The organism is Bradyrhizobium sp. USDA 376 (genome assembly GCF_054063675.1).
Genome location: NZ_JBSSGN010000001.1, coordinates 4,353,523 through 4,375,179, shown reverse-complemented (window position 1 = coordinate 4,375,179; position 21,657 = coordinate 4,353,523). Strand labels below are relative to the sequence as shown.

The window sequence follows — 21,657 nt, the reverse complement described above, 5'->3', positions numbered from 1 at the left end:
CGCGGATAGGTGCGAGACATTGTAAGGGCGCGGCCGCCGGTTGCGGCCATCAAAGCTGCGGCATCCATGTCGCACCTGATGGGGTGATCATGTGGGGATCCATCATATCGGAATGGGCGAGCCTGCTGCTCCGCTGGCTGCACGTGGTGGCGGCGATCGCCTGGATCGGCAGTTCCTTCTACTTCATCGCCCTCGACCTCAGCCTGAAGCCGAGGGATGATCTGCCTGACGGCGTGCAGGGCGAGGCCTGGCAAGTCCATGGCGGCGGCTTCTACCGGATCATGAAATACCTGGTCGCGCCAAGCCAGATGCCGGACGAGCTGACCTGGTTCAAATGGGAGGCCTACACCACCTGGCTGTCCGGCTTCGCGCTGATGGTCGTGGTGTACTATCTGGAGGCCGACCTGTTCCTGGTCGACAAGTCGATCCTCGATCTCACGCCATTCCAGGCCGGCCTGTTCAGCTTCTTCAGCCTGGCGCTGGCGTGGCTGCTCTATGAGGCCGCCTGCCGCAGCGGACTGGCACAGCGCGAGCTGCCCTTCGCCATCGGCGGCTATCTGTTCCTGGTCGCGCTCACTTATGCCTTCACGCATGTGCTGAGCGGCCGCGGCGCCTTCAACCAGATCGGCGCGATCATCGGCACCATCATGGTCGCCAATGTCTTCACGCTGATCATCCCGAACCAGAAGAAGATCGTGGCGGCGCTGATCGCGGGACAGGCACCCGATCCGAATCTCGGCAAGACCAGCAAGGAGCGCTCGGTCCACAACAACTACCTGACCCTGCCCGTGGTCGTGCTGATGATCAGCAATCACTATCCCCTGCTCTACGCCACGCGCTTCAACTGGATCATCGTCGCGATCATCCTGGCGCTCGGGCCGGTGATCCGCCACTTCTTCAACGAGCGCCATGCCGGGCGCAAATCGCCGTGGTGGGTGTGGAGCGTGGCCGCCGTGGGCGTGGTGGCAATCCTCTTCCTCTCCGCCGCCGGCCCGCGCGAGGTGAAGACGGGCGCCTTGTCGACGCCGGTCACAGCCGCCAATGTCGAAGAGATCGTGATGTCCCGTTGCAGCATGTGCCATGCGGCCGAGCCGGTCTGGGCCGGCATCGTCACCGCGCCGAAAGGCATTTTGCTCGACGCGCCCGAACACATCCACCGCAACATCCGCCGGATCGGCCGCGTCGCCGCCTGGTCCAATGCGATGCCACCGGGCAACATCACGGAAATGACCAGCGAGGAGCGCGCCATCCTCGCAGCCTATATCGAGCAGGCGCGCTGAGGCCGTCACGCGTCGCGGCCACATTTGGCGGAACGAAATTCCGCATTTCCCACTGAATTGAAAATGACTTGATCGCCCATCCGGCGTAGACAGGACCAGCGGCCGCTGGTGCGGTCAAAATTCAGTTTACATTCGGGGATGAGAACAGTGGCCCTCAAGAACGTCATCGGTATCGACCACGCCGTGGTCATGGTGAAGGACCTCGACAAGGCCGCCGAGAACTATCGCCAGCTCGGCTTCACCATCTCCCCGCGCGGCACCCACAGCGCGCATATGGGCACCGGCAACTACACCATCATGTTCGACCCCGACTATATGGAGCTGCTCGGCGTGCTCGTGGCGACCGAGCACAATGCGCCGGCCCGCGCCTTCGTCGAGCGGCATGGCGAGGGCATCGAGCGCATCGCCTTCACCGCGGTCGATAGCGCCGCCGGCGCGGAGGAGATTCGCGCGCGAGGCCTGACGCCGATCGGCCCGACTGATTTCGAACGCCCCGTCACGCTGCCTGATGGTACGATCTCGGCGGCGAAATTCCGCACCTTCATGTGGCCGACCGCCGAGGCACCCGGCGGCGTGCGCATTTTCGCCTGCCAGCACAAGACCCACGAGACGGTGTGGATTCCCGAGCTCATGAAGCATGCCAATGCGGCCAGGCGGATCAAGCAGACGTTGATCGCAACGCCGGAGCCGGCGAAGGACGCCGCGCATCTGGGCCGGCTGATCGACCGCGAGCCGAAGGCTGAGGCTGACGGCGCCGTGACCGTGCCCTCGGGCGGCGAGCGCGCCGATTTCGTCTATCTGACGCTGGACCAGCTGGCCAAGCGCTATCCCGGCGTGCCACTCGCAGGCCTCTCCGAGCGCGGCGGCGCGGCCCTGGTGCTGGTCAGCGGCGATCTCGCGGCGACCGAGAAGGCGCTGGGGTCGGCCGCGGTGCGGAGCGGGACCGCGATCTGCGTCCCCCCGGCCAAGGCCAACGGCACCCTGCTCGCCTTCATTGCCGGCTGATTTGAACTAATTCTTTAACGCGTGTTTACCCGGCGGCTTTAGGATTCCCGGCAATCCAAGTCGCCGGGACCAGACGCATGTTCAAAGAGGGATCGCCGATCGCCTACGACGCGCCGGCCGAGCTGAAGAAGTGGCCGTCGCTGAAGGGCGAGAGGCAGAAGCATCGGGGCCCGCCCTATCTCGTCTACAACGGGACGCTCGCCGACTGCGTCCGAGAGCTCATGGGCAAGCCGATCAAGGGCATCTCGCTCTATGACATCATGACGAAGCCGCAGGCCGCCTTCGACCAGACCGTGCTGTCGCCCGGCGATGCCGCCGAGATCGCGATGCGCAAGGATTTTCCCAAGGCGTAAGCGCGGCAGTCTGCGCACACTACGCGTGACAGGCGCTGCGGTTCCCGTAGATCCGCGGCGCACGCCGTATGTTCAGCGGCGGGAACACCGTACTAACACCGGGCGCCCTTCGGAATCGCAGCTTCGCCGCAATTACGGTTAATGAAGTCCTCGTCACCGGCGCAGGCGCTGGTCGTTCCCCCACAGTTCGAGGACTCTTACCGAGATGCGATTTCTCGTCGCGGCTTGCGCTGCGTTCCTGATTCTGATGTGCGACGTCGACTCGCCGCCGTCCTGGCAACCGTCAAGTTTCGACAACTCCACTCCCAAGGCCGATCGCGCCCCCTCGCTGGTGCCCCTGGTCGAGCTCTTCCTCGCGAGCGTGCAGGCCATTGAGCTCGCGAACGCGCGCGCGGCTTACGAGGAGCCAATCGAGCCGGCGCGCACGGTCGAAACCGTCGTGCAGACCCCGGCTTCGCCAACCGACCAATTCTGTCACGCGTTGAGGGAGGCGGCTGAGGCCAGCGGCATTCCCGTGCCGTTCTTCGCGCGCCTGCTCTGGCAGGAGAGCCGCTTTCGTTCCAACGAGGTCAGCCCGGCCGGCGCGCAGGGCGTCGCGCAATTCATGCCGGAGACGGCCGCCGAAGTCGGCCTCGATGATCCCTTCGATCCCATGAAGGCGCTGCCGGCATCGGCAAAGTTCTTGCGCAGGCTCCGCGACGATTTCGGCAACCTCGGTCTCGCCGCGGCTGCCTACAACGCAGGGCCCGGCCGCATCCAGAAATGGCTCGCAAAGGAAAGCGAGCTGCCGCGCGAGACGCGCGACTATGTCCGCATCATCACCGGCACCAGGGCCGAGGACTGGACCGAACGCACGGAGGCCCTCGCGATCAGGATCGACCTGCCGCGCGAGGCGCCATGCGAAGGCATCGGCAGCCTCTCCAAGACGAAGGATGTCGCCTGGGTTCCGGTGAGCCTGACGCCGTCCGTCGTCACCATCATGCGCAAGGCCGAGCAGCTGGCGGCGCGCCTCTCGGCAAACCGTGCGCGCAAGCGGTTCGCGTCCCTGCTGCGGAAAAGCGCTTCGGCCCATGGCAAGGCGCGCAGCATGATCGCGGCGCGCGCGACCGGCAAGAGCGCCAAGGCCCGTGCCATCCGGCTTGCCGCGCGCGAACGATCTTCGGGCTAGCTCACACCGGCTTGTCGTCGTCCGTCACCGGCGAGGTCACCACCAGGAACACGAGGTCGGTCAGGCCCGAATTCGAGATCGCGTGCTCGACGCCTGGCGGCAGGAAGATCACGTCGTGCTTGCGCACGACATGGTTCTTGCCTGATATCTCCATCAGCCCCTCGCCGTCGAGCACGTGATAGACCTGCTCCTGCACCTTGTGATGGTGGCGCGCGACATAGGCCATCGGCTGGTACATCGAGATCCGGTAGTCGATGCGGCGCGAGCCCGCGGTCTCCGGCATCACCAGGGGTTTTGACAGCGCACCGCCGAAATGGTTGGGGAATTCGCGCCAGGGCACCTCTGCGATGTTGCGGATGAAGGCGCCATTGCTTTCTTCAGCCATGATCGTGTCCCTAGTTCACCAGTGCGCCACCGTCGATATAGACGATCGAACCCGTGGCAAAACCGTTGGTCATGAAGCTTCCGATCTGCCGGGCGATGTCCTCGGCGACGCCGACGCGGCCGACCGGCAGTGACGCCGCCGTCTTCGCCAGCATCTCCTTGCGCGCCGCCTCCGGCATCGCCGCCCGGATCGGCGTATCGATCACGCCCGGCGACACCGCATTCACGCGCACCGGCGCAAGCTCGAGCGCAAGGGCACGGGCCAGCGATTCCAGCGCGCCATTGGCCGCACTGATGATCGCCGAGTTCGGCCGCGGCCGGACGCTGAGGAAGCCGGTAACCAGCGTCAGCGAGCCGCCCGGACGGATCTCGGCTGCGCGCGCCACGCGCCAGGCTCCCCAGAATTTTCCTTCCATCGTGCCGCGCACATCCTCCATCGCAACCGTCTTGAATGGTCCGGTCCGAAGCTGCGCTGCGGTCAGCACGACGTGATCGACGGGGCCGGTGCGGCGGAACAGATCAGTGACGCTCTGGTCGCTGGTGACGTCGGTGGGAATCGCCGTCACCTTCAACCGCTCGGCGACGGGATCGAGCTTGGCGGCGCTGCGCGAGGCGATGACGACGTCCGCGCCCTCTCCCTTGGCAAGCTCTGCCGTAGCGAGGCCGATGCCTGAGGAGCCGCCGATCACGACGACCTTCTTGCCTGCGAGCGTCATTTCCCTCTCCCTGCTATGTTCTTGATTGGTGGCCTGCGATCAGCCCGGCTGGAAGCGTTTGCCGATGCCGGCCTTGCTCTGGCCAAGGCCCGGCAATTCCCAGACGCCGGCCCCCGCCGGATTGACGTCGGCGGCGATGTCGACATCGATCAGATACGGCCTGTTCGCGGCGATGCCCTTGCGGATCGCTTCGCCGATATCGGCGGCGCGGTCGACCCGCACACCCTCGACGCCGCAGGAGCGCGCCATCGCCGCGAAATCAGGATTGTAGCGCTCTCCGGTCTCGGGATGCTTGAAGTCGGTGGCGAGCTCACGCCCGCCGAGATAGCCACGCTGAAGCCCGCGGATCGACGCGTAGGCATAATTATTCCAGACCACCCAGACCACGGGCAGATTGTATTCGACCGCCGTGCCGAGCACGTTGGCATGCATGAAGAAGGCACCGTCACCGCACACGGACACGCAGGGCCGATCGGGCGCTGCGAATTTCGCGCCCATCACGCCGGCGACACCAAAGCCCATCGGGCCAAAGCCCATCGAGCCGATCAGCGAATCCGGCCGCTTCGGCTTGCAGAAGCCGAGCAGCCAGTTGTGATGCACGCCGATGTCGGAGACGAGGATCGCATCCTCCGGCAGCGCCTTGTCGATCTCGGCCGCTGCGCGCTGCGGATTGATTGGCGTGGTGTCGTCGGAGAAGCCCGGCGCGACGAACTTGTCCCACTCCCTGCGATAGCCGTCGATCTGCGTCAGCCATTTCTTGCGCGCGTCGGACTTCCTAGAGAGGTTGTCGCGGCGATCGAGCTCGACATGGACCTGGCGCAGGAAGGTGCGGACGTCGGCCATCAGGCCGAGCGCAACGGGATAATTGCGGCCGATCTCTTCGGGATCGATGTCGACATGGATCAAGCGCGTCGGCGGGATCGTGAAGGAATAGCCAGGGATCCACGAGCTCGAGGTGCGGTCGTCGAAACGGACGCCGAGCGCCAGCAGCACGTCGGCCTGACGCGTCGCATGATTGGCCTGATAGTGCCCGGCGCGCGCGACGAGGCCGAGCGCGAGCGGATGATTGACGTCGAGCGCACCGAGCCCGCTCGCGGACGCCGCCACAGGAATCTGAAGCCGTTCGGCGAGCTTTCGCAATTCATCCGCCGCGCCGCCATAACGCACGCCCTGCCCGACCAGCATCACCGGCCGCTCCGCCGACAGCAGCATGTCGACCGCCCTCTCCACGCCATCGGGATCAGCGCCGCAGCGGCTGGAGATGTTGGCGTTCCACTCGATCGCCTTCGGTGCTTCTTCCGCTGCTGACTCCATGAAGACGTCGAAGGGCACGTCGACCACCACGGGACCGGGCCGTCCCGTGACCATCGTCTTCCACGCCTGCCGCACGGCAAGCGGCACCATCTCGCCGCGGGTCGGCTGAAACACCTTCTTGCAGATCGTGCGCACCGTGGAGGGAAAGTCGGCCTGGTGGTGCCGGTACATCTCCTGGAAGGCGCCGCGGTTGAACTGGCTGGTCGGCACATTGCCGGTGATCGCCATGAACGGCACGGAATCGAGGAAGGCGTTTGCGAGCGAGATCGGCAGATTCGCCGAGCCCGGTCCGCAGGAGGTGAAGGTTGCCGTCGGCCTGCCGGAGACGCGGTAATAGACGTCGGCCATGAAGCCGGCGACGCTCTCGTGATGCACGGAGATGGTCTTGATCTCGGACGAGCGCTCGTACAGCGCGTCGATGAACTGGATGTTGCCGTGGCCGCAGAGCCCGAACACCTGCGGCACTTTCTCCTGGATCAGATAGTCGACAATGACCTGGGCGCCATTGAGCATGTTCTTCGACATCAACCCGTCTCCCTCTCGGCCCGACGACGTCTTCTGCACCGATGCGGGGAACGCGGCCGGTCATCACAGGGCCGCGGGAGCCTATTTCTCATAATGCTGTACGTCAATTTATATTGTGATAGTCTCCACCTCGAGGAAATGCCGAGCTCCGCGCCGACGGTCGCGCCGGTTGCGTGCTAGGGTCGCAACAACGGAGTCACGTCGATTCACGAGAAGGGGACCTTGTCCTTGAAATCGCGCACCAAGCCCACGACCGAGAAGCCTGCAAGCCCGCGCAAGGCTGCGATTGCCAAGCTGGTCCCCGCTGCCAGAGCCGACGGCGACGTCGACGCCGATGACAAGCAGCGCGGCGGCGGCGTGCAATCGCTCGGCCGTGCCTTCTCGATCCTCGAAGAGGTCGCGCGGCATCGCGAGGGCATTGGCCTTGCGGAACTCAGCAAGCTGGTCGGCCTGCACAACTCCACCACGTTTCATCTGGCAAAGACGCTGGTCTCGCTCGGCTATCTCCGTCAGGAGAAAGACAACAAGCGCTACCGTATCGGCCGCCCGCTGTTCGCGCTCGCGGCAAGCGCGCTCGACGAGATTGAGATGGTCAATGTCGCGACCCCCGTGCTGGAGGAGCTGTCGCGCCAGACCGGCGAAAGCAGCCATTTTGCCGTGCGGATGGGCGATGCCGTCGTCGTCATCGCGCGCACCAGCGGCCCCGGCGCGTTCCAGCTGACCGACCGCGTCGGCGTGGTGCGACCCGCGCACTGCACCGCGCTCGGCAAGATCATTCTGGCCTCGCTCCGCCCCGAGCAGCTCAAGCGCTTCCTCGATCGCGCGGAGCTGAAGCCGTCAACGCCGAAGTCGATCACCGACGCCGGCGTCCTCATGCGTGAGATCGCGGAAGTGCAGCGGACCGGCGTCGCCTTCGACGACGGCGAGTTCAATCCGGAGGTACGCTGCGTTGCCGTGCCGGTCACCGATTTCACCGGACAGGTGATCGGCGCACTCGGCATTTCAGGGCCGATCTGGCGGCTCTCCAACCAGGCGCTGCACGCCGGCGCGCAGGTCGTGCAGGCTGCGGCCGACCGCCTCTCGGCCGAGTTCGGCGCCAAGGACCGAGCGCACAAGGCGTTCGCGCAAAAAGTCTGAACCGCGCGCAAGCGGCGATTTTGCCGGTTGACACCGGCAATGGCGTTCGGGATTATCCTCCAGCATTAAAAGAATATCTCTCACATTATCGGATACCCGGTTTTTGAAGAGAGGCACGATGCACCCGGGAGGAGACAAACATGATCCGCTACCCGCGACGGACGGTGTTACGTGCGGGCGCCGCCTTCTTCGGCGCGTCCGCACTGGGATTTCCCGCGATCGTGAGAGCGCAGGCCGAGAAGATCCGGATCGGACACCTGACGCCGCTCACCGGCTTTCTCGGCGTGATCGGCAGCTACGCGCAGCTTGGCGTGAAGCTCGCGGCGGAAGAGATCAACGCGTCCGGCGGCGTTTTGGGCAAGCCAATCGACCTGCTCTCCGAGGACTCGATCAACCCCGCGACGGCCGCGACCAAGGCGCAGCGGATGCTGGAGCAGGACGGCGCGGCGGTGCTGCTGGGCGAAATCTCCTCGGCGTCCTCGCTCACCATCATGCAGGTCGCCGAGCGCAACAAGAAAGTGTTCTTCTCGACCGGCGCCCGCTCGGACGCGCTGCGCGGCAAGAACTGCAACAAATACTCCTTCCACTGCGACATCCCGAACACCGTGATGGTCAACGCGGTCGGCACCGCGCTGTCACAGAAGGGCATGGTGAAGGGCAGGAAGTTCTTCACGCTGACGGCCGACTACATCTTCGGCCACGACCTGCTGAAGGCTGCGAAGGCCTTCTTCGGCACGCATGACGCCAACCTGATCGGCGACGAGCTGATCGCGACCGATGCGACCGATTTCAGCCCGTATCTGCTGAAAGTGCGGCAAGCGAAACCCGACGTGGTCTGCTGCAATCTCGCCGGCAACCAGGTGACCAATCTCGTCAAGCAATATGCCGAGTTCGGCCTGCCCTATCCGCTGGTCGGCTTCAACCTCAACACCGGCGATGCCTGGGCCGCGGGCGCGGGCAATCTCAGCGGCACCTGGCCGACGGTCTGGTATCACACGCTGGCCAATCCGGCGTCGCAGGCCTTTGTCGCCGCGTTCGGCAAGAAATACGGCAAGCCGCCGGAGAACCATGCCTGGATCGACTACGTCACGCTGAAGCTGCTGGCGGAGGCGATCAACACGACGAAGTCGACCGACAGCGCTGAGCTGATCGCCTATTTCGAGAAGCAGTCGCAGTTCGACATCATGAAAGCGCGAAAAGCCTACTTCCGCGCCTGGGATCACCAGCTGGTGCAGGAGGCCTATCCGTTCACCGTCAAGCCAAAGGACCAGATGAAGGACCAGTGGGACATGCTGGTGCTGGGCGATGCGGTGCCGGCGGCGAACGATCCGCTCGAGACGATCTATCCGACCAGGGAGCAGAACCCCTGCGAGATGAAGGCCTGACGCGCACCCTCGCGGCAAGGACGCAACATGCAGTTCGAGTTCTTGCTGGAACAGGTGGTGAATGGCCTCGTGCTCGGCGGCTATTACCTGCTCATCGCGCTCGGGCTGTCGTTGATCTTCTCGGTCGGCGGCATCGTCAACCTCGCCCATGGCGCCTTCTATGCGCTCGGCGCTTACGTCTGCGTCGAGCTGACGAAACGCCTCGGCTTCGGCGTTTCCGTGGTGATCTCGCCGTTCGTCGTCGCCCTGCTCGGCATCCTCTTTGAACGCTTCATCCTGCGCCGCTTCTACACGGCCGATCCGATTCTGAGCCTGCTCGTGACCTTCGGCCTCGCGATGGTCGCAGAGCAGGCCATCCGCATGATCTGGGGCGCAGCGCCTGTTACGACCGAGATCCCCCAGAGCTTTCGCGGCTCGGTCATCGTCGGCGACTTCCTGTTCTCGCGCTATCGCCTGCTGATCCTGGCCGTGGTCGCGGCGATCCTGCTCGGCGTCTGGCTGCTGCTGCAGAAGACCTCGTTCGGCCGCGTGGTGCGCGCCGGCATCCAGCGGCCGGACATGGTCGCCGCGCTCGGCATCCGGCTGCAGCCTTACATGACGGCGATCGTCATGCTCGGCGTCGGCATGGCCGCGCTCGGCGGCGCCTTCTTCGCGCCGATCACCACGGTGCATCCGGCCATGGGTGCCGACATCATGACCATCGCCTTCGTCGTCGTCGTGATCGGAGGCCTCGGCAGCTTCTGGGGCGTGGTCATCTCGGCCCTGCTCGTCGGCGTGGTGCGCGGCATCGCCATTCACTTCGAGCCAGCGGCCGGCGAAGCCTCGGTCTACATCCTGATGTTCCTGGTGCTGCTGGTGCGCCCGCGCGGCCTGCTCGGCGAGCGCATCGAGAAGTTCGAATGAGGGCCGCCTCCACACCCGCGAAGCTGCAGCCGCTGCTGATTGCGGCCATTGCGGTCATCGCGCTCCCGTTCCTGCTGAAGGCATTCGGCTTGTCGCTGAACACCGGCACCTGGATCGTCGGGCTTGCGATCGCGACCATGGGGCTGAACCTCTGCATCGGCTATACCGGCCTCGTCTCGTTCGGTCACAGCGCCTGGTTCGGCATCGGCGCCTATGCCGCCGGCCTGATCCAGCTCCGATACTTCCCGGGTGAGATCTGGCTGCCGCTGCTGGGATCGATGGTCGTCGTCGCGATCGGCTCGACGGCGATCGGCATGCTGATCCTGCGCCGGCGCGGCGTCTATTTCTCGCTGCTGACGCTGGCGCTGGCAGCGCTGATCTACACCACCGCATTCCGCTGGACGAGCCTCACCGGCGGCGAGGACGGGCTGGGCGGGCTGAAGCGCGGCGGCATCGGCGCCGTCAGCTTCGACAGCGCGCTCAACTACTACATCGTCGTCGCGGTGATCGGCCTCGCCGTGCTCTACATGCTGATGCGCCTGGTGCGCTCGCCGTTCGGGCATGTGCTGGTCGCGATCCGCGAGAACCAGCTGCGCGCGAGCTTTCAGGGCTATCCGGTCGAGCGCTACAAGCTCGCGGTGTTCGTGATCTCGGCCGTCGTCACCGGACTTGCCGGCGCGCTGATCGGTTTCCTGAACTATCTCGTCTCGGCCGAAGCCGTCTCGGTGCCGTTCGCGGGCGAACTGCTGGCGATGGTCGTGATCGGTGGCATGCGCAGCCTGCTCGGCCCCGCGCTCGGCGCGCTGTTCTTCATCCTGTTCCGCGAGCTGTTCTCGATCTGGACGTCGGACTGGCTGTTCTGGTTCGGTCTCACCTTCGTGGCCTTCGTGATGTATTCGCCCGGCGGCCTCGTCGGCATCGGTGCGCTGATCATGCGGCGCCTGCGTCCTCCCGCGGAAGAAACCGCGGCGATGAGCCGCCGCAAGATCTATGACGGCCTGCCGCTGCCCGACTTCCTGCGGCCGGAAGCACTGCAAGGCACGGTGCTCGAGGTCAGCGGCGTCTCCCGAAAGTTCGGCGGCATCCGCGCCGTCGAGAACGCCAGCATCAAGGTTGCCGCCGGCGAGATCCACGCGCTGATCGGGCCGAACGGCGCCGGCAAGACCACCCTGTTCAATCTCGTCTCCGGCCTCTATGCGCCGGACCAGGGCACGATCCGCCTGAGGGGACGCGACATTGCCGGCGTGCCGGCGAATGCGATCTGCCACCAGGGGCTGGCGCGCTCGTTCCAGATCACCAATCTGTTTCGCGGGCTGACGATCTACGAGAACCTCCGCCTGTCGCTGCAGGCGCGGCGCGCGATGCGCTTCAACATCTGGAACGACATCGACGCCTACGAAGATATCCATGCCGAGACCGCGGCGCTGGTCAAATTCCTGGGCCTTGAAGGCATCGAGGAGATCGAAGGCGGCGAGCTCTCCTATGGCGGGCAGCGGCTGGTCGATCTCGGCATCGCGCTTGGCTCCAAGCCGCAGGTGCTGCTGCTCGACGAGCCGCTGGCGGGCCTTGCCGCCGCCGAACGCGAGCGCGTCTCCAATCTCGTCAAGAACATCGCGGCCAACATTCCGGTGCTGATCGTCGAGCACGACATCGACCGCGTGCTCGGCTTCTCGCAAGTGGTCACCGTGATGAACCAGGGCGCGGTGCTGATGTCCGATTGCCCGAAGGCGGTGCGCGCCGACCTGCGGGTGCAGGAGATCTACACCGGCAAGGGCATTCCTCCGGTCGAGCACCGGCGCAGCATCGAGGAGGCCGGCGCGCGCGAGACCGTGCTCCGCCTCGATCGTGTCAACACCTTCTACGGCAAGAGCCAAATCCTGAGCGATGCCGCGCTCGACGTGCGCGAGGGCGAGATCGTTGCGCTCCTGGGCCGCAACGGCGCCGGCAAGTCGACACTGCTGAAGACCATCGCCGGCCTGGTGCCGGCGGCCTCGGGCACGATCGATTATCGCGGCAGCGATATCGCGAGCCTCGCCGCCCCCGACATCGCGCGGCGCGGCGTCGGCTACGTGCCACAGGGCCGCGGGCTGTTTGCCGGCATGACCGTGCGCGAAAACCTCGCGCTCGGCCGCCTCGCCCGCAAGACCGACGGCAGCGACAGCGTGGTCTGGAACGAAGAACAGATCCTGCACTATTTTCCGCGCCTGAAGGAGCGCATGAACGTCGCGGCCGACTATCTCTCCGGCGGCGAGCAACAGATGGTCGCGGTTGCGCGTGCGATGTCCGGCAATGTGCGCCTGCTGCTGCTCGACGAACCCTTCGAGGGACTTGCCCCGGCGGTGACACTGGAGCTTTTCAAGGTGTTCGACCAGCTCCGCAAGCACATGTCGATCGTGATCGTCGAGCACAATCTCGACCTCGTGCTGGCGCTCGCCGACCGGGTCTTCGCGCTGGAGCGCGGCGCGGTGTTTCACCAGGGGCCGGCCGCGCCGCTGCTGAACGATCTCGGCTATCGCAAGCAGATCCTGTGGCTGTGATGGAAACAGGTGCGCGCCCTCTCCCGCTTGCGGGAGAGGGTTGGGGAGAGGGTGTCTCCGCAACGGGATAGTCCCCCAGAGGAAAGAACCCTCACCCGGCGCGCGGGACGATGCTTCGCATCGCCCGGGACGCGCCGACCTCTCCCGCATCCGCCTTCGCCAAGGCTTCGGCGGACAAGCGCGGGAGAGGTGAACTCACTCCGCCTTGATGTTCGCGGCCGCCACGACCTCGGCAAGCTCCTTCGTCTCCTTCGCGATCTTGGCGGCATACTCGGCCGGGCTCAGCACGCTGACGACGCCTTGCGAGCCGAGCTTCTCTTCGACCGCCGGATCCTTGGCCGCAGTGACGATTTCCTGGTGCAGCGCCTGGAGGATCGGCGCGGGTGTCGCCTTCGGCATGAAGAAGCCGACCCAGAACGAGATGTCGAAGCCGGGATAGCCGGCCTCCGCGACTGTCGGCACGTCGGGCAGCGCCGGCAGCCGCTCGGCCGAGGACACTGCGAGCGCGCGCAGCTTGCCGGCCTTCACCAGCGGCACGGCCGAGAGCGGATCGAACACCGCCAAAACCTCCTGCGCGAGGATGCCGACCTCGGACGCAGCGCCGCCGCGATAGGGCACGTGGATCAGCTTGATCCCGGCCTTCTGGGCGAGCAGCTCCATGGCGAGATGGGCGAGGTTGCCGTTGCCGCCCGAGCCGTAGGCGAGCGCGCCGGGTGCGGCCTTCGCCGCCGCGACGAGATCGGCGACGGTCTTGATATCGGCGGTCTTGGGATTCTCCGGATTGACCACCAGCACCAGCGGCGCCGACACGACGGTGGTGAGCGGCGCGAAGTCTTTCTCCGGATCGTAGCGGATGTCCTTGAACAGCGTCTTGTTCAGCGTGATGGTGGAGGAGTTGCAGGCGAGCATGGTGTAGCCGTCCGCATCAGCACGCGCGACGCCTTCGGCGGCGATCATGCCGTTGGCGCCGGCGCGGTTCTCGACCACGAAGGGCTGTCCGAGCTTGTTGCCGAGCCGGTCGCCAATGATGCGCGCGACCACGTCGACGGGGCCGCCCGCGCTGAAGCCGACCATGATCTTCACCGGCCGCGACGGATATTTCTGCGCGAGCGCCTCGGTCGTCAGTGCAGCGGCGCATAATCCGGCGATGAGCGCCAGCAGGCGGGCCGTTCGTTGCATTCGTTCTCTCCCCAACCTCGCGCGCCGCTTGTGCATGTTTGTTGGTGCAGCGCATGCGAAGACCATGATGAGCGGCCGCACCGGATTTCGCAATCGCGTTTCCACGCCTGCCGTGCCCGGCATTCCGCCGCGCGGCAGGCGAACGCTGCTTCCAAACAAAAAGTGCGAAAACAACCCCATGCACAGTAGCCGGCACCTGAGAGAACAGGGACTTGCGCGCTCGGCAGGGCCGTTTGACTTGTCGGGCAAAACAGCGGCAGAATGCCACCATCGCAACAATCGTCAGCATCCACGCCGATCCGGCCATGGATGTCATGACCTGGTTGCGGGTAAACCCTTCATCGACATCCCGAAATTCGCATCCGCGCGCAACGAGCGAACGGTCGCTCGCGCGTGCCTGCGTCAGCAAAGGACACGGCACATGACGACAGCTCTCGAACGTCACATCACATCGCCACTTGCGGCAAACGATCGCAGCGCCGCTGCTGCGAGCCCGCGGGTCAAACTCTACAAGCGCCGCATTGCGATCAGCCATCCGGACCCGCAAGCCGGCGAGCGGTTGCTGGCCGAGGCGCTCGGTGCCGTCGACCGCGACGCGCTGCACGGCATGCTCCGGCAATTGGTCAAGGCGAGCGCGATCGGACAGAAGCCCGACGAGGCCAATCTCGCCTTCATGATCTCGACGATCAGGAGCATCGCGCCGAAGGATTCCATCGAGGCCATGCTGGTGTCCCAGATGGTCTCGGTTCACATGGCGGCGATGCGCTGCGCCTGCCGGCTTGCCTGCATCGACGATCTGCCGCAGCAGGAAAGCGTCACCCGCGCGTTGACCCGGCTGTCCCGCACCTTTGCGGCCCAGGTCGAGGCGCTGAGCCGCCACCGCAACAGCGACGAACGCGCGATCACGGTGCAGAACCTGTCCGTGCAGGACGGCGGACGGGCGATCGTCGGCAACGTCATGCAGCATTCGAACGTGCTTGTCGCCGAAGCGGGCCCGGGCGACGCAAGGCAAGGGGCAAACCCATGACCGGCGCCCACGCCCGCAACACGGCTCCGATGCGGTCGAGCCTTCGCTGCGGCGCGAGGACCCGCGATGGCGGCACGTGCCGTGCACCGGCCCGGCAGGGGAAGGAGCGATGTCGCATGCATGGAGGCGCGCGACGAAGCGGCGCCCCGAAAGGAAACGAAAATGCGCTGAAGCACGGCCTGTTCACGCGAGCGGCCCGAGCCGAGTCGGCGCAGCTGCGCCTGCTGCTCGACGAGGCGCAAAGACTGCTAGAGGAGTTGAATTGATGTCGTTGGGCGCGCTGCCGCTCTCGCGCCGGTCGGTTGCGCTTCGCCGCATCCCATCCCGGGGCCCGCCCTGACAATTTGTGCGTGTTTGTGAACTGCTTCACACGCCCGCCATTGCCGTTATCGCTAGCTTGGACCGATCTCGGTGAAACGGCGGGAGGGGTGTCATGGGGGCATTGAATCTTTCGCAGGTCCTCTTGGAGGAACGACGGGCGCTCGCCGGAGATCCCCTGAAATTCCCGCCAAAGAACGAGAACGATGCAGCAGCCGGCAGCTCGCCGATTCCGGCACCGCCAGCGCCTAAGCCCTCGCCGATCCCTCCCTTCGACTTATCGGTTACAAATGCGCTGTCCACCGAAACCCCGCCAGGGTCACCGCCGCCGCCGGCCAAGCCGGTCCCCGATGAGCTCCTTGAAGTCTATCGGGTGCTCAACGCAGACGACCGTTGGGCGCTGTGCCTGTCCGGTGGAGGAATCCGCAGCGCGGCGTTTGCGCTCGGTATCCTGCAAAGGATCGCGGCGCTGGAGGTCACGTCGAAGCGCAAGGGCGAGAAGCAAGATTCGGCCCTGAAGCAGTTCGAGTATCTGTCGACAGTATCGGGCGGCGGCTATATCGGCAGTTGGCTGTCAGCCTGGCTCTATCAGCAGCGCAAGCTGCCTTCTCACGGAGCAGCCGCGAATACGGGCAAGACCGCTCAGGGCTCCACGCCGGACCCGGTGGTTTCAGCCCTCAATCGGCGAGAGAGCCGCGGTCAACTCGGAGATCACGAAGAAGCAGAGCCGATCTCCAACCTTCGGCGCAACTCGCACTTCCTCTCTCCAAGCTTCTCGTCGCTTTCTCCCGACCTGTGGAGCGATGTCGCCAGCGTCCTGCGCAATCTGTTCCTGAACTGGATCCTGCTCGTCCCTCCGATGATCCTCGCGGTGCTCGTCACCAAGGCACTCTACTTCGCTCTCATCGACGCCCACGGCATCACGGAAAGATCGATATGGTTCCTGGTCGTGATGACCATACCAACGCTCTGCTTGTTGGTTTCCCTGTCCTTCTCTGTCGCGAACCGCCCCGCGCGCGGCTGGATCAATGTCTCGCAACCCCGCTTTCTCCTGTGCGATCTCGCTCCCTTCCTTGTCGGAGCCACACTTCTTGCCTTCGTGCTGCAAAGTCCATACGGCCTACAGACGCTCTCCGACATACTTAGTGCCGGCGGATTCGGATTCCTCGAGCAGTTCGAACGCGAGCACCTGGCAGCGGCGGTGCTGATCCGCGGAACACTGCTTGGAGTGATATTTTTTCTCATCTCCTGGGCGCTGGCACCGCTATGGACAGTCGTTTTTGGAAAGTCTGCACGCCCACCGCCCGCCGCCCGTCCCAAGCATCCGCGGATCGAGCCAATCGCCTGGGCCGTCGCCGGCGCGGCTTTCGGTCTGCTGAGCGCCATGGGACTGATCTTGCTCTGGAGCATCAACCCGTCCGACTCCGCCGCCACGGCCGCGGGTTTTGCCTGCGTACTCGGGCTGCCCTGGATCGTGCTGGCGCGCATCGTCGCCGACGTGATCTATATTGCGTTTGCCGAGTTCCTGTCCGAAGTGGACGTCGGGCTCGAATTTCAGGCGCGGTCGAGCGGGTTCTTCACGCTGGCCTATCTCGGCTGGCTCGTGTGGTTCGGGCTCGTGCTCGGCGCGCCACCGGCCGCAAGATGGATCGAGACACAGATTGGCAGTGCAACCGTGCCCTCGCTCGCAGCCGGAGGAGGTCTTTCCGGCCTGCTCTCCATCCTCCTCGGAGCAAGTTCGAAGACCAAGACCGCCGCCGAGCAGATTTCAGGCTTGCGCCAATACCTCGGACTCAACACGATCGCGGCCATTGCAGCGGCGATCTTCGCGGCAGTCCTGGTCGCTCTGCTGTCCATCGGTTGGGACGCGGCTTTCAAATCGTTTGCCTCCGGCGCAGACAGTCACATGCCCTGGATCATGGTGTTCGTGGCCGGCATCTTGCTCGGCGTGCTGATCTACGCGGCCTCACATGTCCTCAGCATCAACCGGTACTCACTCCACGGCCTCTACCGGAACCGGCTGGTTCGCGCCTTTCTGGGTGCGTCGCGTAACGAGAAGGAGCGTGACAAGACGAAGAACGCCTTCACGGATTTCGACGGCCGGGACAGCCCGCTCCTGCAAGAGCTTTGGGAGCATGGCGTCGCGCCGACAGGGGCCAAATGGAAGCCGCTCCACGTCATCAGCGGGGCGCTCAATCTCGTGTCATCCAAGAACCTGGCTTGGCAGGAACGGATGGCAGCGCCCTTCACGTTCTCGCCTCTGCATTGCGGCAGCGCCATATTTTCGGACGGTGCATACCGGACGACCTACGCCACAGCCGACCAGCCGCAGCCTTACGGCGGAAACCTGACGCTCGGGACTGCCATGGCGATTTCCGGCGCGGCCGTGAGTCCGAGCATGGGCTACAACTCGTCGCCCGGCGTGGCCTTCCTGATGGCGCTGTTCAATGTGCGGCTCGGCTGGTGGCTGGCCAATCCGCGCGGCGACAATCCCTACTATTCGGAGGTCAAGCCAACGAACGCGCTTCGGCCGTTCTTCATGGAGATGTTCGGCCTGACCAGCGAGACCGAGCGCTGGGTCTACCTGACCGACGGCGGGCACTTCGAAAATCTCGGCCTTTACGAGATGGTTCGCCGGCGCTGCCGCGTGATCGTGGTCAGCGACGCCGGCTGCGACCCCGATTATTCCTTCGAAGATCTCGGCAACGCGCTGCGCAAGATCTGGATCGACCTCGGAGTCCGCATCGACCTGCACGGGCTGGACCTCCTGAAGAAGCGCTTCAAGGAACGGCCGACCCCCGCGGAGCAGGCGCCCTACTGGGCGATTGGCGACATTCTTTATAGCGAGGCCGATGGCGGCACCTCGCAGGACGGATTGCTCCTGTACTTCAAGTCGGGCCTGCACGGCACGGAGCCCATGGGCGTGTTGAGCTACGCGATCGCCCACCCGACCTTTCCGCACGAGACCACGCTGAACCAGTTCTTCTCGGAATCGCAATTCGAAAGCTACCGGGCGCTCGGCCACGAGATCGCAGCATGCGCATTCGAGTCCGGCGAAGGTCTTTCGGTCGACGCGAAGACCGGAGCGCCGCCGACATTCCTCTCGATTGTCGAGAAGCTCAAAAGCAAGATCGGAGCCTCGCCACCGCCACCACCGCAATGAGTGAGCACCAGGAACGTCAATGCGATCCTTGTCATCGTGCTTGTCCTGGCCGGCGGTGCTGTCTCGCTCTATCGCCTGCCAGGACCGTCAAGGCGACATGACAGCCCTCACCTGTCCTGCCGTCCGGCAGCGCCGCCAAGAAACAGCTTCCATGACTTCTCGAAATACAGCTTCCGCTCCCTGGCCGAGGCGAGCGGCTTGAATCCGAACATCGCCAGCGTGGTCGGGCCGACGATGATGCTGTTGATGAGAAAGTCGGTCAGGAAGATCGTGTCGCCCGAGACGAGGTGCTGATCGGCCTGGGCTTTCGTCACGGACGCCCGCAGCAGCGACATGATGGCATCCGGCGCCGGCTCGGCATCGTTTCCGGGAGCCACCATCATCTCGCTCGCGGCGATCCTCTTGAAGGCCACCAGCTCCTGATCGAGATTGATGTCGAGGAGACAGCTCGCCAGCTCCTTGAGCTGCGCCAGGCTGTTCCGACCCGACTGCCTGACTTGGAGATCGGCAAGGAGCGCCATGATGCGGCGGCGGCTCCGCTCGAGCACGGCATCGAAGATCGCGCGCTTCGATGGGTAGCGCCGGTAGATGGTATCCTTGCCGGCGCCACATTCCGAGACGACGCGCTCCATGGATGTCGCAGCATAGCCGTCCCTGGCGAACAATTCTGCGGCAACCGCAAGGATCCGGTCTTCGATCGCCTGCGCTTCCGCCTTGGTCGGCCGGCCGCCACGGCCTTCCCGCTTTGGGCCGGCACGCTTGCTGACGGATGCCTTGGCGGATGTCCTGCCGCGCCTGCCGGTCTTCACTGCCGTCTTCATGCCTTCCCCTGCGCGGCCCCGGAATCATCCGCTGGACTTTTAATAGTTCTAAATACTCGAAAATGCCAACCACATAACTGGACAGTTCCGTCCCGTTTTGTTTTAAGCCGGTCCGCAGATTTTGGGTGGGGTTTTGAAATGGGAATGACCGGGGGATCGCAGCGGACTCTGCGAGGTGCGGCGCTTTTGCTTGGTTCTACCGCTTTTCTGGCGTTCGACGTGCCGGCCTTTGCGCAAGGCTCCGCGCTGCCGCCGGTCACGGTGGACGCACCGCAAGCACAACGGGCGGCACGCAACGTCACATCACAGCGTCAACAGGCCGCGACGCGGCGCAGCGCCCGGGCGAGGAGCAATCCGACGGCACCGGCTGCTCCGGCGGCGACATCCGCAACAGGCCGGCAGGACACGCGCGACCGGGTGCTTGCCACCAGCCAGTCGACGGCGACGAAGACGTCCACACCCGTACTGGAGACACCGCAATCGGTCACCACGGTGACGCGCCGGCAGATCGACGAGCAGAATCCGCAGACCGTCGGCAACGCCCTGCAATACACGGCGGGCGTCCTCTCCGAACGCGACGCGACCACGCGCTATGACAGCGTGTTCCTGCGCGGCATCGGCGGCTTCGGCGTGTCGACCAATTTCGTCAGCTTCCTGGATGGATTAAAGCTGCCCCGCGGACAGGCTTTTGCGGTGACGTCAATCGATGCGTTCCTGCTCGACCGCATCGAGGTCATCAAGGGTCCCTCGGCCGTCCTGTACGGGCAGATCAGCCCCGGTGGTCTCGTCAATCTGGTCAGCCGCCAGCCGAGCGATGGCCCCTACAACGAGGTGCGCATCGAAGGCGGCAGCTACGGCCGCATCCAGGGCGGTATCACCAGCCAGGGTTCGCTGGATGCTGCGCATCAATGGCTCTACAGCATCAGCGCGATCGGCCGGATGTCGGGCACGCGCTATGACGACGTGGACGAGCAGCGCTTTGGCGTGGCGCCGGCGATCACGTGGCGCCCGGACGCCGATACGCAGCTGACGGTATCCGGCTTCTATCAGCGTGATCCCAAGGGCGGCTATTTCAACTCGCTCTATCCGCAATCGCTGGCGCCGGCAGCATACCGGCCGTATCTCAATCGCAATCTGAACATCGGCGACCCCGGGTTCGATCGTTTCGACCGCGAGCAATCGGGCATCGGCTATGTGTTCGACCGCCGCCTGAACGACGTCGTCAGCTTCCACTCGGCACTGCGCTACTCCAAGGTCGATACCGACTTCCAGTCGCTTCAAATGTTCGGCCCGCTGACCGCGGCCGGCACGATCCCCCGCGCGGCGATCCGGTCCACCGAGAGCGCCGACGGCATCGCCGCCGACAATCGCCTGCGCTTCGACTTCAGGACGTCAGCCGTCGAGCACACCGTGCTCGCCGGCTGGGACCAGCAGAACATGCGCAGCTCATGGCTCTATCAGTTCGGCGCCGCGACCTCGCTCGACGTCGTGAACCCCGCCTATTATCAGCCGGTGGGAACGCTGTTCCCGTTCATCAACAACGACCAGTCGCTGTCGCAGACCGGCATCTACGTCCAGGACCAGATGAAGTTCGGCGGCTTCCGCCTGACGCTCGGCACACGGCACGACTGGACGGAGCAAAACACCGACAATCGGATCTCCTCGACGAGGCAGTCGCAGGACAGCGACAAGCAGACCTATCGCGCCGGTCTCCTTTATCTCTTCGACAACGGTCTGGCGCCTTACGTCAGCTATTCGACATCGTTCGAGCCGACCATCGGTGTCGGGCCCGGCGGCCTGCCCTTCGTGCCCACGACGGGCGAGCAGTATGAAGGCGGCCTGAAATACAAGCCGGCCTTTGCCGACATGCTGTTCACCGCAGCCGTGTTCGATCTGCGCCAGCAGAACACGCTGACGCCGTCGGCCGTGCCGGGCGTCAGCGTGCAGCAGGGCGAGATTCGCTCGCGCGGCGTCGAGCTGGAAGCGCGCGGCAAGGTGACCGAGAACATCGAGATCGTCGCGGCCTCGACCTTCCTCGACACCAAGGTCACCCGATCGACCGACCTTGCGGCGATCGGCAAGCGCCCGCAGGCCGTGCCGACACATTTCGAATCGCTGTGGGCCAATTACAGCTTTCTCACCGGCGGCCTCGCCGGCCTGACCATCGGCGGCGGCGTGCGTTCGGTCGGCCCGAGCTATGGCGACGACATCAACAGCCTGGTTTCGCCGGGATATGTCGTGTTCGACGCCGCAGTACGCTACGACCTCGTCAATCTCGTGCGCGCCTGGAAGGGCGCGGAGGTCACGCTCAACGTCACCAACCTCTTCGACAAGAGCTACTACACCAGCTGCAGCTCCAACTTCTACTGCCAGTTCGGAAACGGCCGGCTCGTGCTCGCTGGCCTGCGCTACAGGTGGTGATCGCATGACGCGGTGCCGGCC

Annotated in this window: 17 protein-coding genes; 12 read left to right on the top strand and 5 right to left on the bottom strand. The window is 64.9% G+C overall.

Annotated features, from left to right (window positions below; translation table 11 throughout):
* Positions 1 to 89 precede the first annotated feature (89 nt).
* From ACVJ19_RS20505 to ACVJ19_RS20490, 4 genes are all read left to right on the top strand, one after another.
* Complete coding sequence (locus ACVJ19_RS20505) at positions 90 to 1,280, top strand: urate hydroxylase PuuD (RefSeq protein ID WP_453950806.1); 1,191 nt, start codon at positions 90 to 92, stop codon at positions 1,278 to 1,280.
* 147 nt (positions 1,281 to 1,427) lie between these two features.
* On the top strand, positions 1,428 to 2,285 hold the full coding sequence (locus tag ACVJ19_RS20500) for a VOC family protein (RefSeq protein ID WP_453950805.1): 858 nt from the start codon (positions 1,428 to 1,430) through the stop codon (positions 2,283 to 2,285).
* Between the two features lie 77 nt (positions 2,286 to 2,362).
* Entirely contained in the window at positions 2,363 to 2,638 is a 276-nt protein-coding gene (locus ACVJ19_RS20495) for a hypothetical protein (protein ID WP_453950804.1), read from the top strand.
* A gap of 205 nt (positions 2,639 to 2,843) precedes the next feature.
* Positions 2,844 to 3,806, top strand: coding sequence for a lytic transglycosylase domain-containing protein (locus ACVJ19_RS20490; RefSeq protein WP_453950803.1), 963 nt, complete (start codon positions 2,844 to 2,846; stop codon positions 3,804 to 3,806).
* A gap of 1 nt (position 3,807) precedes the next feature.
* On the opposite strand, the gene ACVJ19_RS20485 is transcribed toward ACVJ19_RS20490, so the two are convergent.
* Genes ACVJ19_RS20485 through ACVJ19_RS20475 form a run of 3 tightly spaced genes read right to left on the bottom strand, consistent with a single transcriptional unit; the run spans position 3,808 to position 6,745 of the window.
* Positions 3,808 to 4,191, bottom strand: a complete 384-nt coding sequence (locus ACVJ19_RS20485; protein ID WP_453950801.1) for a cupin domain-containing protein — start codon at positions 4,189 to 4,191, stop codon at positions 3,808 to 3,810.
* A gap of 10 nt (positions 4,192 to 4,201) precedes the next feature.
* The gene (locus tag ACVJ19_RS20480; protein WP_453950799.1) at positions 4,202 to 4,906 is read right to left on the bottom strand and encodes an SDR family oxidoreductase; all 705 of its coding nucleotides are present in this window, start codon (positions 4,904 to 4,906) and stop codon (positions 4,202 to 4,204) included.
* 39 nt (positions 4,907 to 4,945) lie between these two features.
* The gene (locus ACVJ19_RS20475; RefSeq protein WP_453950798.1) at positions 4,946 to 6,745 is read right to left on the bottom strand and encodes a thiamine pyrophosphate-binding protein; all 1,800 of its coding nucleotides are present in this window, start codon (positions 6,743 to 6,745) and stop codon (positions 4,946 to 4,948) included.
* Positions 6,746 to 6,967: 222 nt separating this feature from the next.
* Between ACVJ19_RS20475 and ACVJ19_RS20470 the strand changes: the two genes are divergently transcribed.
* The 4 genes from ACVJ19_RS20470 to ACVJ19_RS20455 all read left to right on the top strand — a co-directional run bounded on the left by ACVJ19_RS20470 (position 6,968) and on the right by ACVJ19_RS20455 (position 12,707).
* A complete protein-coding gene (locus ACVJ19_RS20470; RefSeq protein ID WP_453950796.1) occupies positions 6,968 to 7,882 on the top strand; it encodes an IclR family transcriptional regulator in 915 nt (304 codons plus the stop codon).
* A gap of 140 nt (positions 7,883 to 8,022) precedes the next feature.
* The gene (locus ACVJ19_RS20465) at positions 8,023 to 9,267 is read left to right on the top strand and encodes an ABC transporter substrate-binding protein (RefSeq protein ID WP_453950794.1); all 1,245 of its coding nucleotides are present in this window, start codon (positions 8,023 to 8,025) and stop codon (positions 9,265 to 9,267) included.
* Between the two features lie 27 nt (positions 9,268 to 9,294).
* Positions 9,295 to 10,170, top strand: coding sequence for a branched-chain amino acid ABC transporter permease (locus ACVJ19_RS20460; protein ID WP_453950792.1), 876 nt, complete (start codon positions 9,295 to 9,297; stop codon positions 10,168 to 10,170).
* Complete coding sequence (locus ACVJ19_RS20455) at positions 10,167 to 12,707, top strand: branched-chain amino acid ABC transporter ATP-binding protein/permease (protein ID WP_453950790.1); 2,541 nt, start codon at positions 10,167 to 10,169, stop codon at positions 12,705 to 12,707. Before ACVJ19_RS20460 ends, ACVJ19_RS20455 begins: the two co-directional genes overlap by 4 nt.
* 195 nt (positions 12,708 to 12,902) lie before the next feature.
* Here the strand turns inward: ACVJ19_RS20455 and ACVJ19_RS20450 are convergent, their stop codons facing one another.
* Positions 12,903 to 13,886, bottom strand: a complete 984-nt coding sequence (locus tag ACVJ19_RS20450) for a Bug family tripartite tricarboxylate transporter substrate binding protein (RefSeq protein WP_453950788.1) — start codon at positions 13,884 to 13,886, stop codon at positions 12,903 to 12,905.
* A gap of 421 nt (positions 13,887 to 14,307) precedes the next feature.
* Between ACVJ19_RS20450 and ACVJ19_RS20445 the strand changes: the two genes are divergently transcribed.
* The 3 genes from ACVJ19_RS20445 (at position 14,308) to ACVJ19_RS20435 (ending at position 18,394) form a co-directional block, all read left to right on the top strand.
* Positions 14,308 to 14,913 carry a hypothetical protein gene (locus ACVJ19_RS20445; RefSeq protein WP_453950786.1) on the top strand — a complete coding sequence of 202 codons (606 nt, stop codon included), beginning with the start codon at positions 14,308 to 14,310 and terminating at the stop codon, positions 14,911 to 14,913.
* Positions 14,910 to 15,179 carry an HGGxSTG domain-containing protein gene (locus tag ACVJ19_RS20440; protein WP_453950785.1) on the top strand — a complete coding sequence of 90 codons (270 nt, stop codon included), beginning with the start codon at positions 14,910 to 14,912 and terminating at the stop codon, positions 15,177 to 15,179. The genes ACVJ19_RS20445 and ACVJ19_RS20440 overlap by 4 nt, the downstream gene beginning before the upstream one ends.
* Positions 15,180 to 15,604: 425 nt before the next feature.
* Entirely contained in the window at positions 15,605 to 18,394 is a 2,790-nt protein-coding gene (locus ACVJ19_RS20435; protein WP_453950784.1) for a hypothetical protein, read from the top strand.
* A 107-nt stretch (positions 18,395 to 18,501) separates the two neighbouring features.
* On the opposite strand, the gene ACVJ19_RS20430 is transcribed toward ACVJ19_RS20435, so the two are convergent.
* Positions 18,502 to 19,215 (bottom strand): TetR/AcrR family transcriptional regulator, encoded by a 714-nt coding sequence (locus ACVJ19_RS20430; RefSeq protein ID WP_453950783.1) that lies wholly within the window; start codon positions 19,213 to 19,215, stop codon positions 18,502 to 18,504.
* Positions 19,216 to 19,401: 186 nt separating this feature from the next.
* On the opposite strand from ACVJ19_RS20430, the gene ACVJ19_RS20425 reads away from it, so the two are divergent.
* Positions 19,402 to 21,636 carry a TonB-dependent siderophore receptor gene (locus ACVJ19_RS20425; RefSeq protein WP_453950782.1) on the top strand — a complete coding sequence of 745 codons (2,235 nt, stop codon included), beginning with the start codon at positions 19,402 to 19,404 and terminating at the stop codon, positions 21,634 to 21,636.
* The last annotated feature ends 21 nt before the right edge of the window (positions 21,637 to 21,657 follow it).

Bases quoted from the DNA above. Each gene is read 5' to 3' on its own strand.
- ACVJ19_RS20505 (WP_453950806.1), top strand. From the start codon at position 90: ATGTGGGGATCCATCATATCGGAATGGGCGAGCCTGCTGCTCCGCTGG.
- ACVJ19_RS20495 (WP_453950804.1), top strand. From the start codon at position 2,363: ATGTTCAAAGAGGGATCGCCGATCGCCTACGACGCGCCGGCCGAGCTG.
- ACVJ19_RS20490 (WP_453950803.1), top strand. From the start codon at position 2,844: ATGCGATTTCTCGTCGCGGCTTGCGCTGCGTTCCTGATTCTGATGTGC.
- ACVJ19_RS20485 (WP_453950801.1), bottom strand. From the start codon at position 4,191: ATGGCTGAAGAAAGCAATGGCGCCTTCATCCGCAACATCGCAGAGGTG.
- ACVJ19_RS20480 (WP_453950799.1), bottom strand. From the start codon at position 4,906: ATGACGCTCGCAGGCAAGAAGGTCGTCGTGATCGGCGGCTCCTCAGGC.
- ACVJ19_RS20475 (WP_453950798.1), bottom strand. From the start codon at position 6,745: ATGTCGAAGAACATGCTCAATGGCGCCCAGGTCATTGTCGACTATCTG.
- ACVJ19_RS20465 (WP_453950794.1), top strand. From the start codon at position 8,023: ATGATCCGCTACCCGCGACGGACGGTGTTACGTGCGGGCGCCGCCTTC.
- ACVJ19_RS20460 (WP_453950792.1), top strand. From the start codon at position 9,295: ATGCAGTTCGAGTTCTTGCTGGAACAGGTGGTGAATGGCCTCGTGCTC.
- ACVJ19_RS20455 (WP_453950790.1), top strand. From the start codon at position 10,167: ATGAGGGCCGCCTCCACACCCGCGAAGCTGCAGCCGCTGCTGATTGCG.
- ACVJ19_RS20450 (WP_453950788.1), bottom strand. From the start codon at position 13,886: ATGCAACGAACGGCCCGCCTGCTGGCGCTCATCGCCGGATTATGCGCC.
- ACVJ19_RS20445 (WP_453950786.1), top strand. From the start codon at position 14,308: ATGACGACAGCTCTCGAACGTCACATCACATCGCCACTTGCGGCAAAC.
- ACVJ19_RS20440 (WP_453950785.1), top strand. From the start codon at position 14,910: ATGACCGGCGCCCACGCCCGCAACACGGCTCCGATGCGGTCGAGCCTT.
- ACVJ19_RS20430 (WP_453950783.1), bottom strand. From the start codon at position 19,215: ATGAAGACGGCAGTGAAGACCGGCAGGCGCGGCAGGACATCCGCCAAG.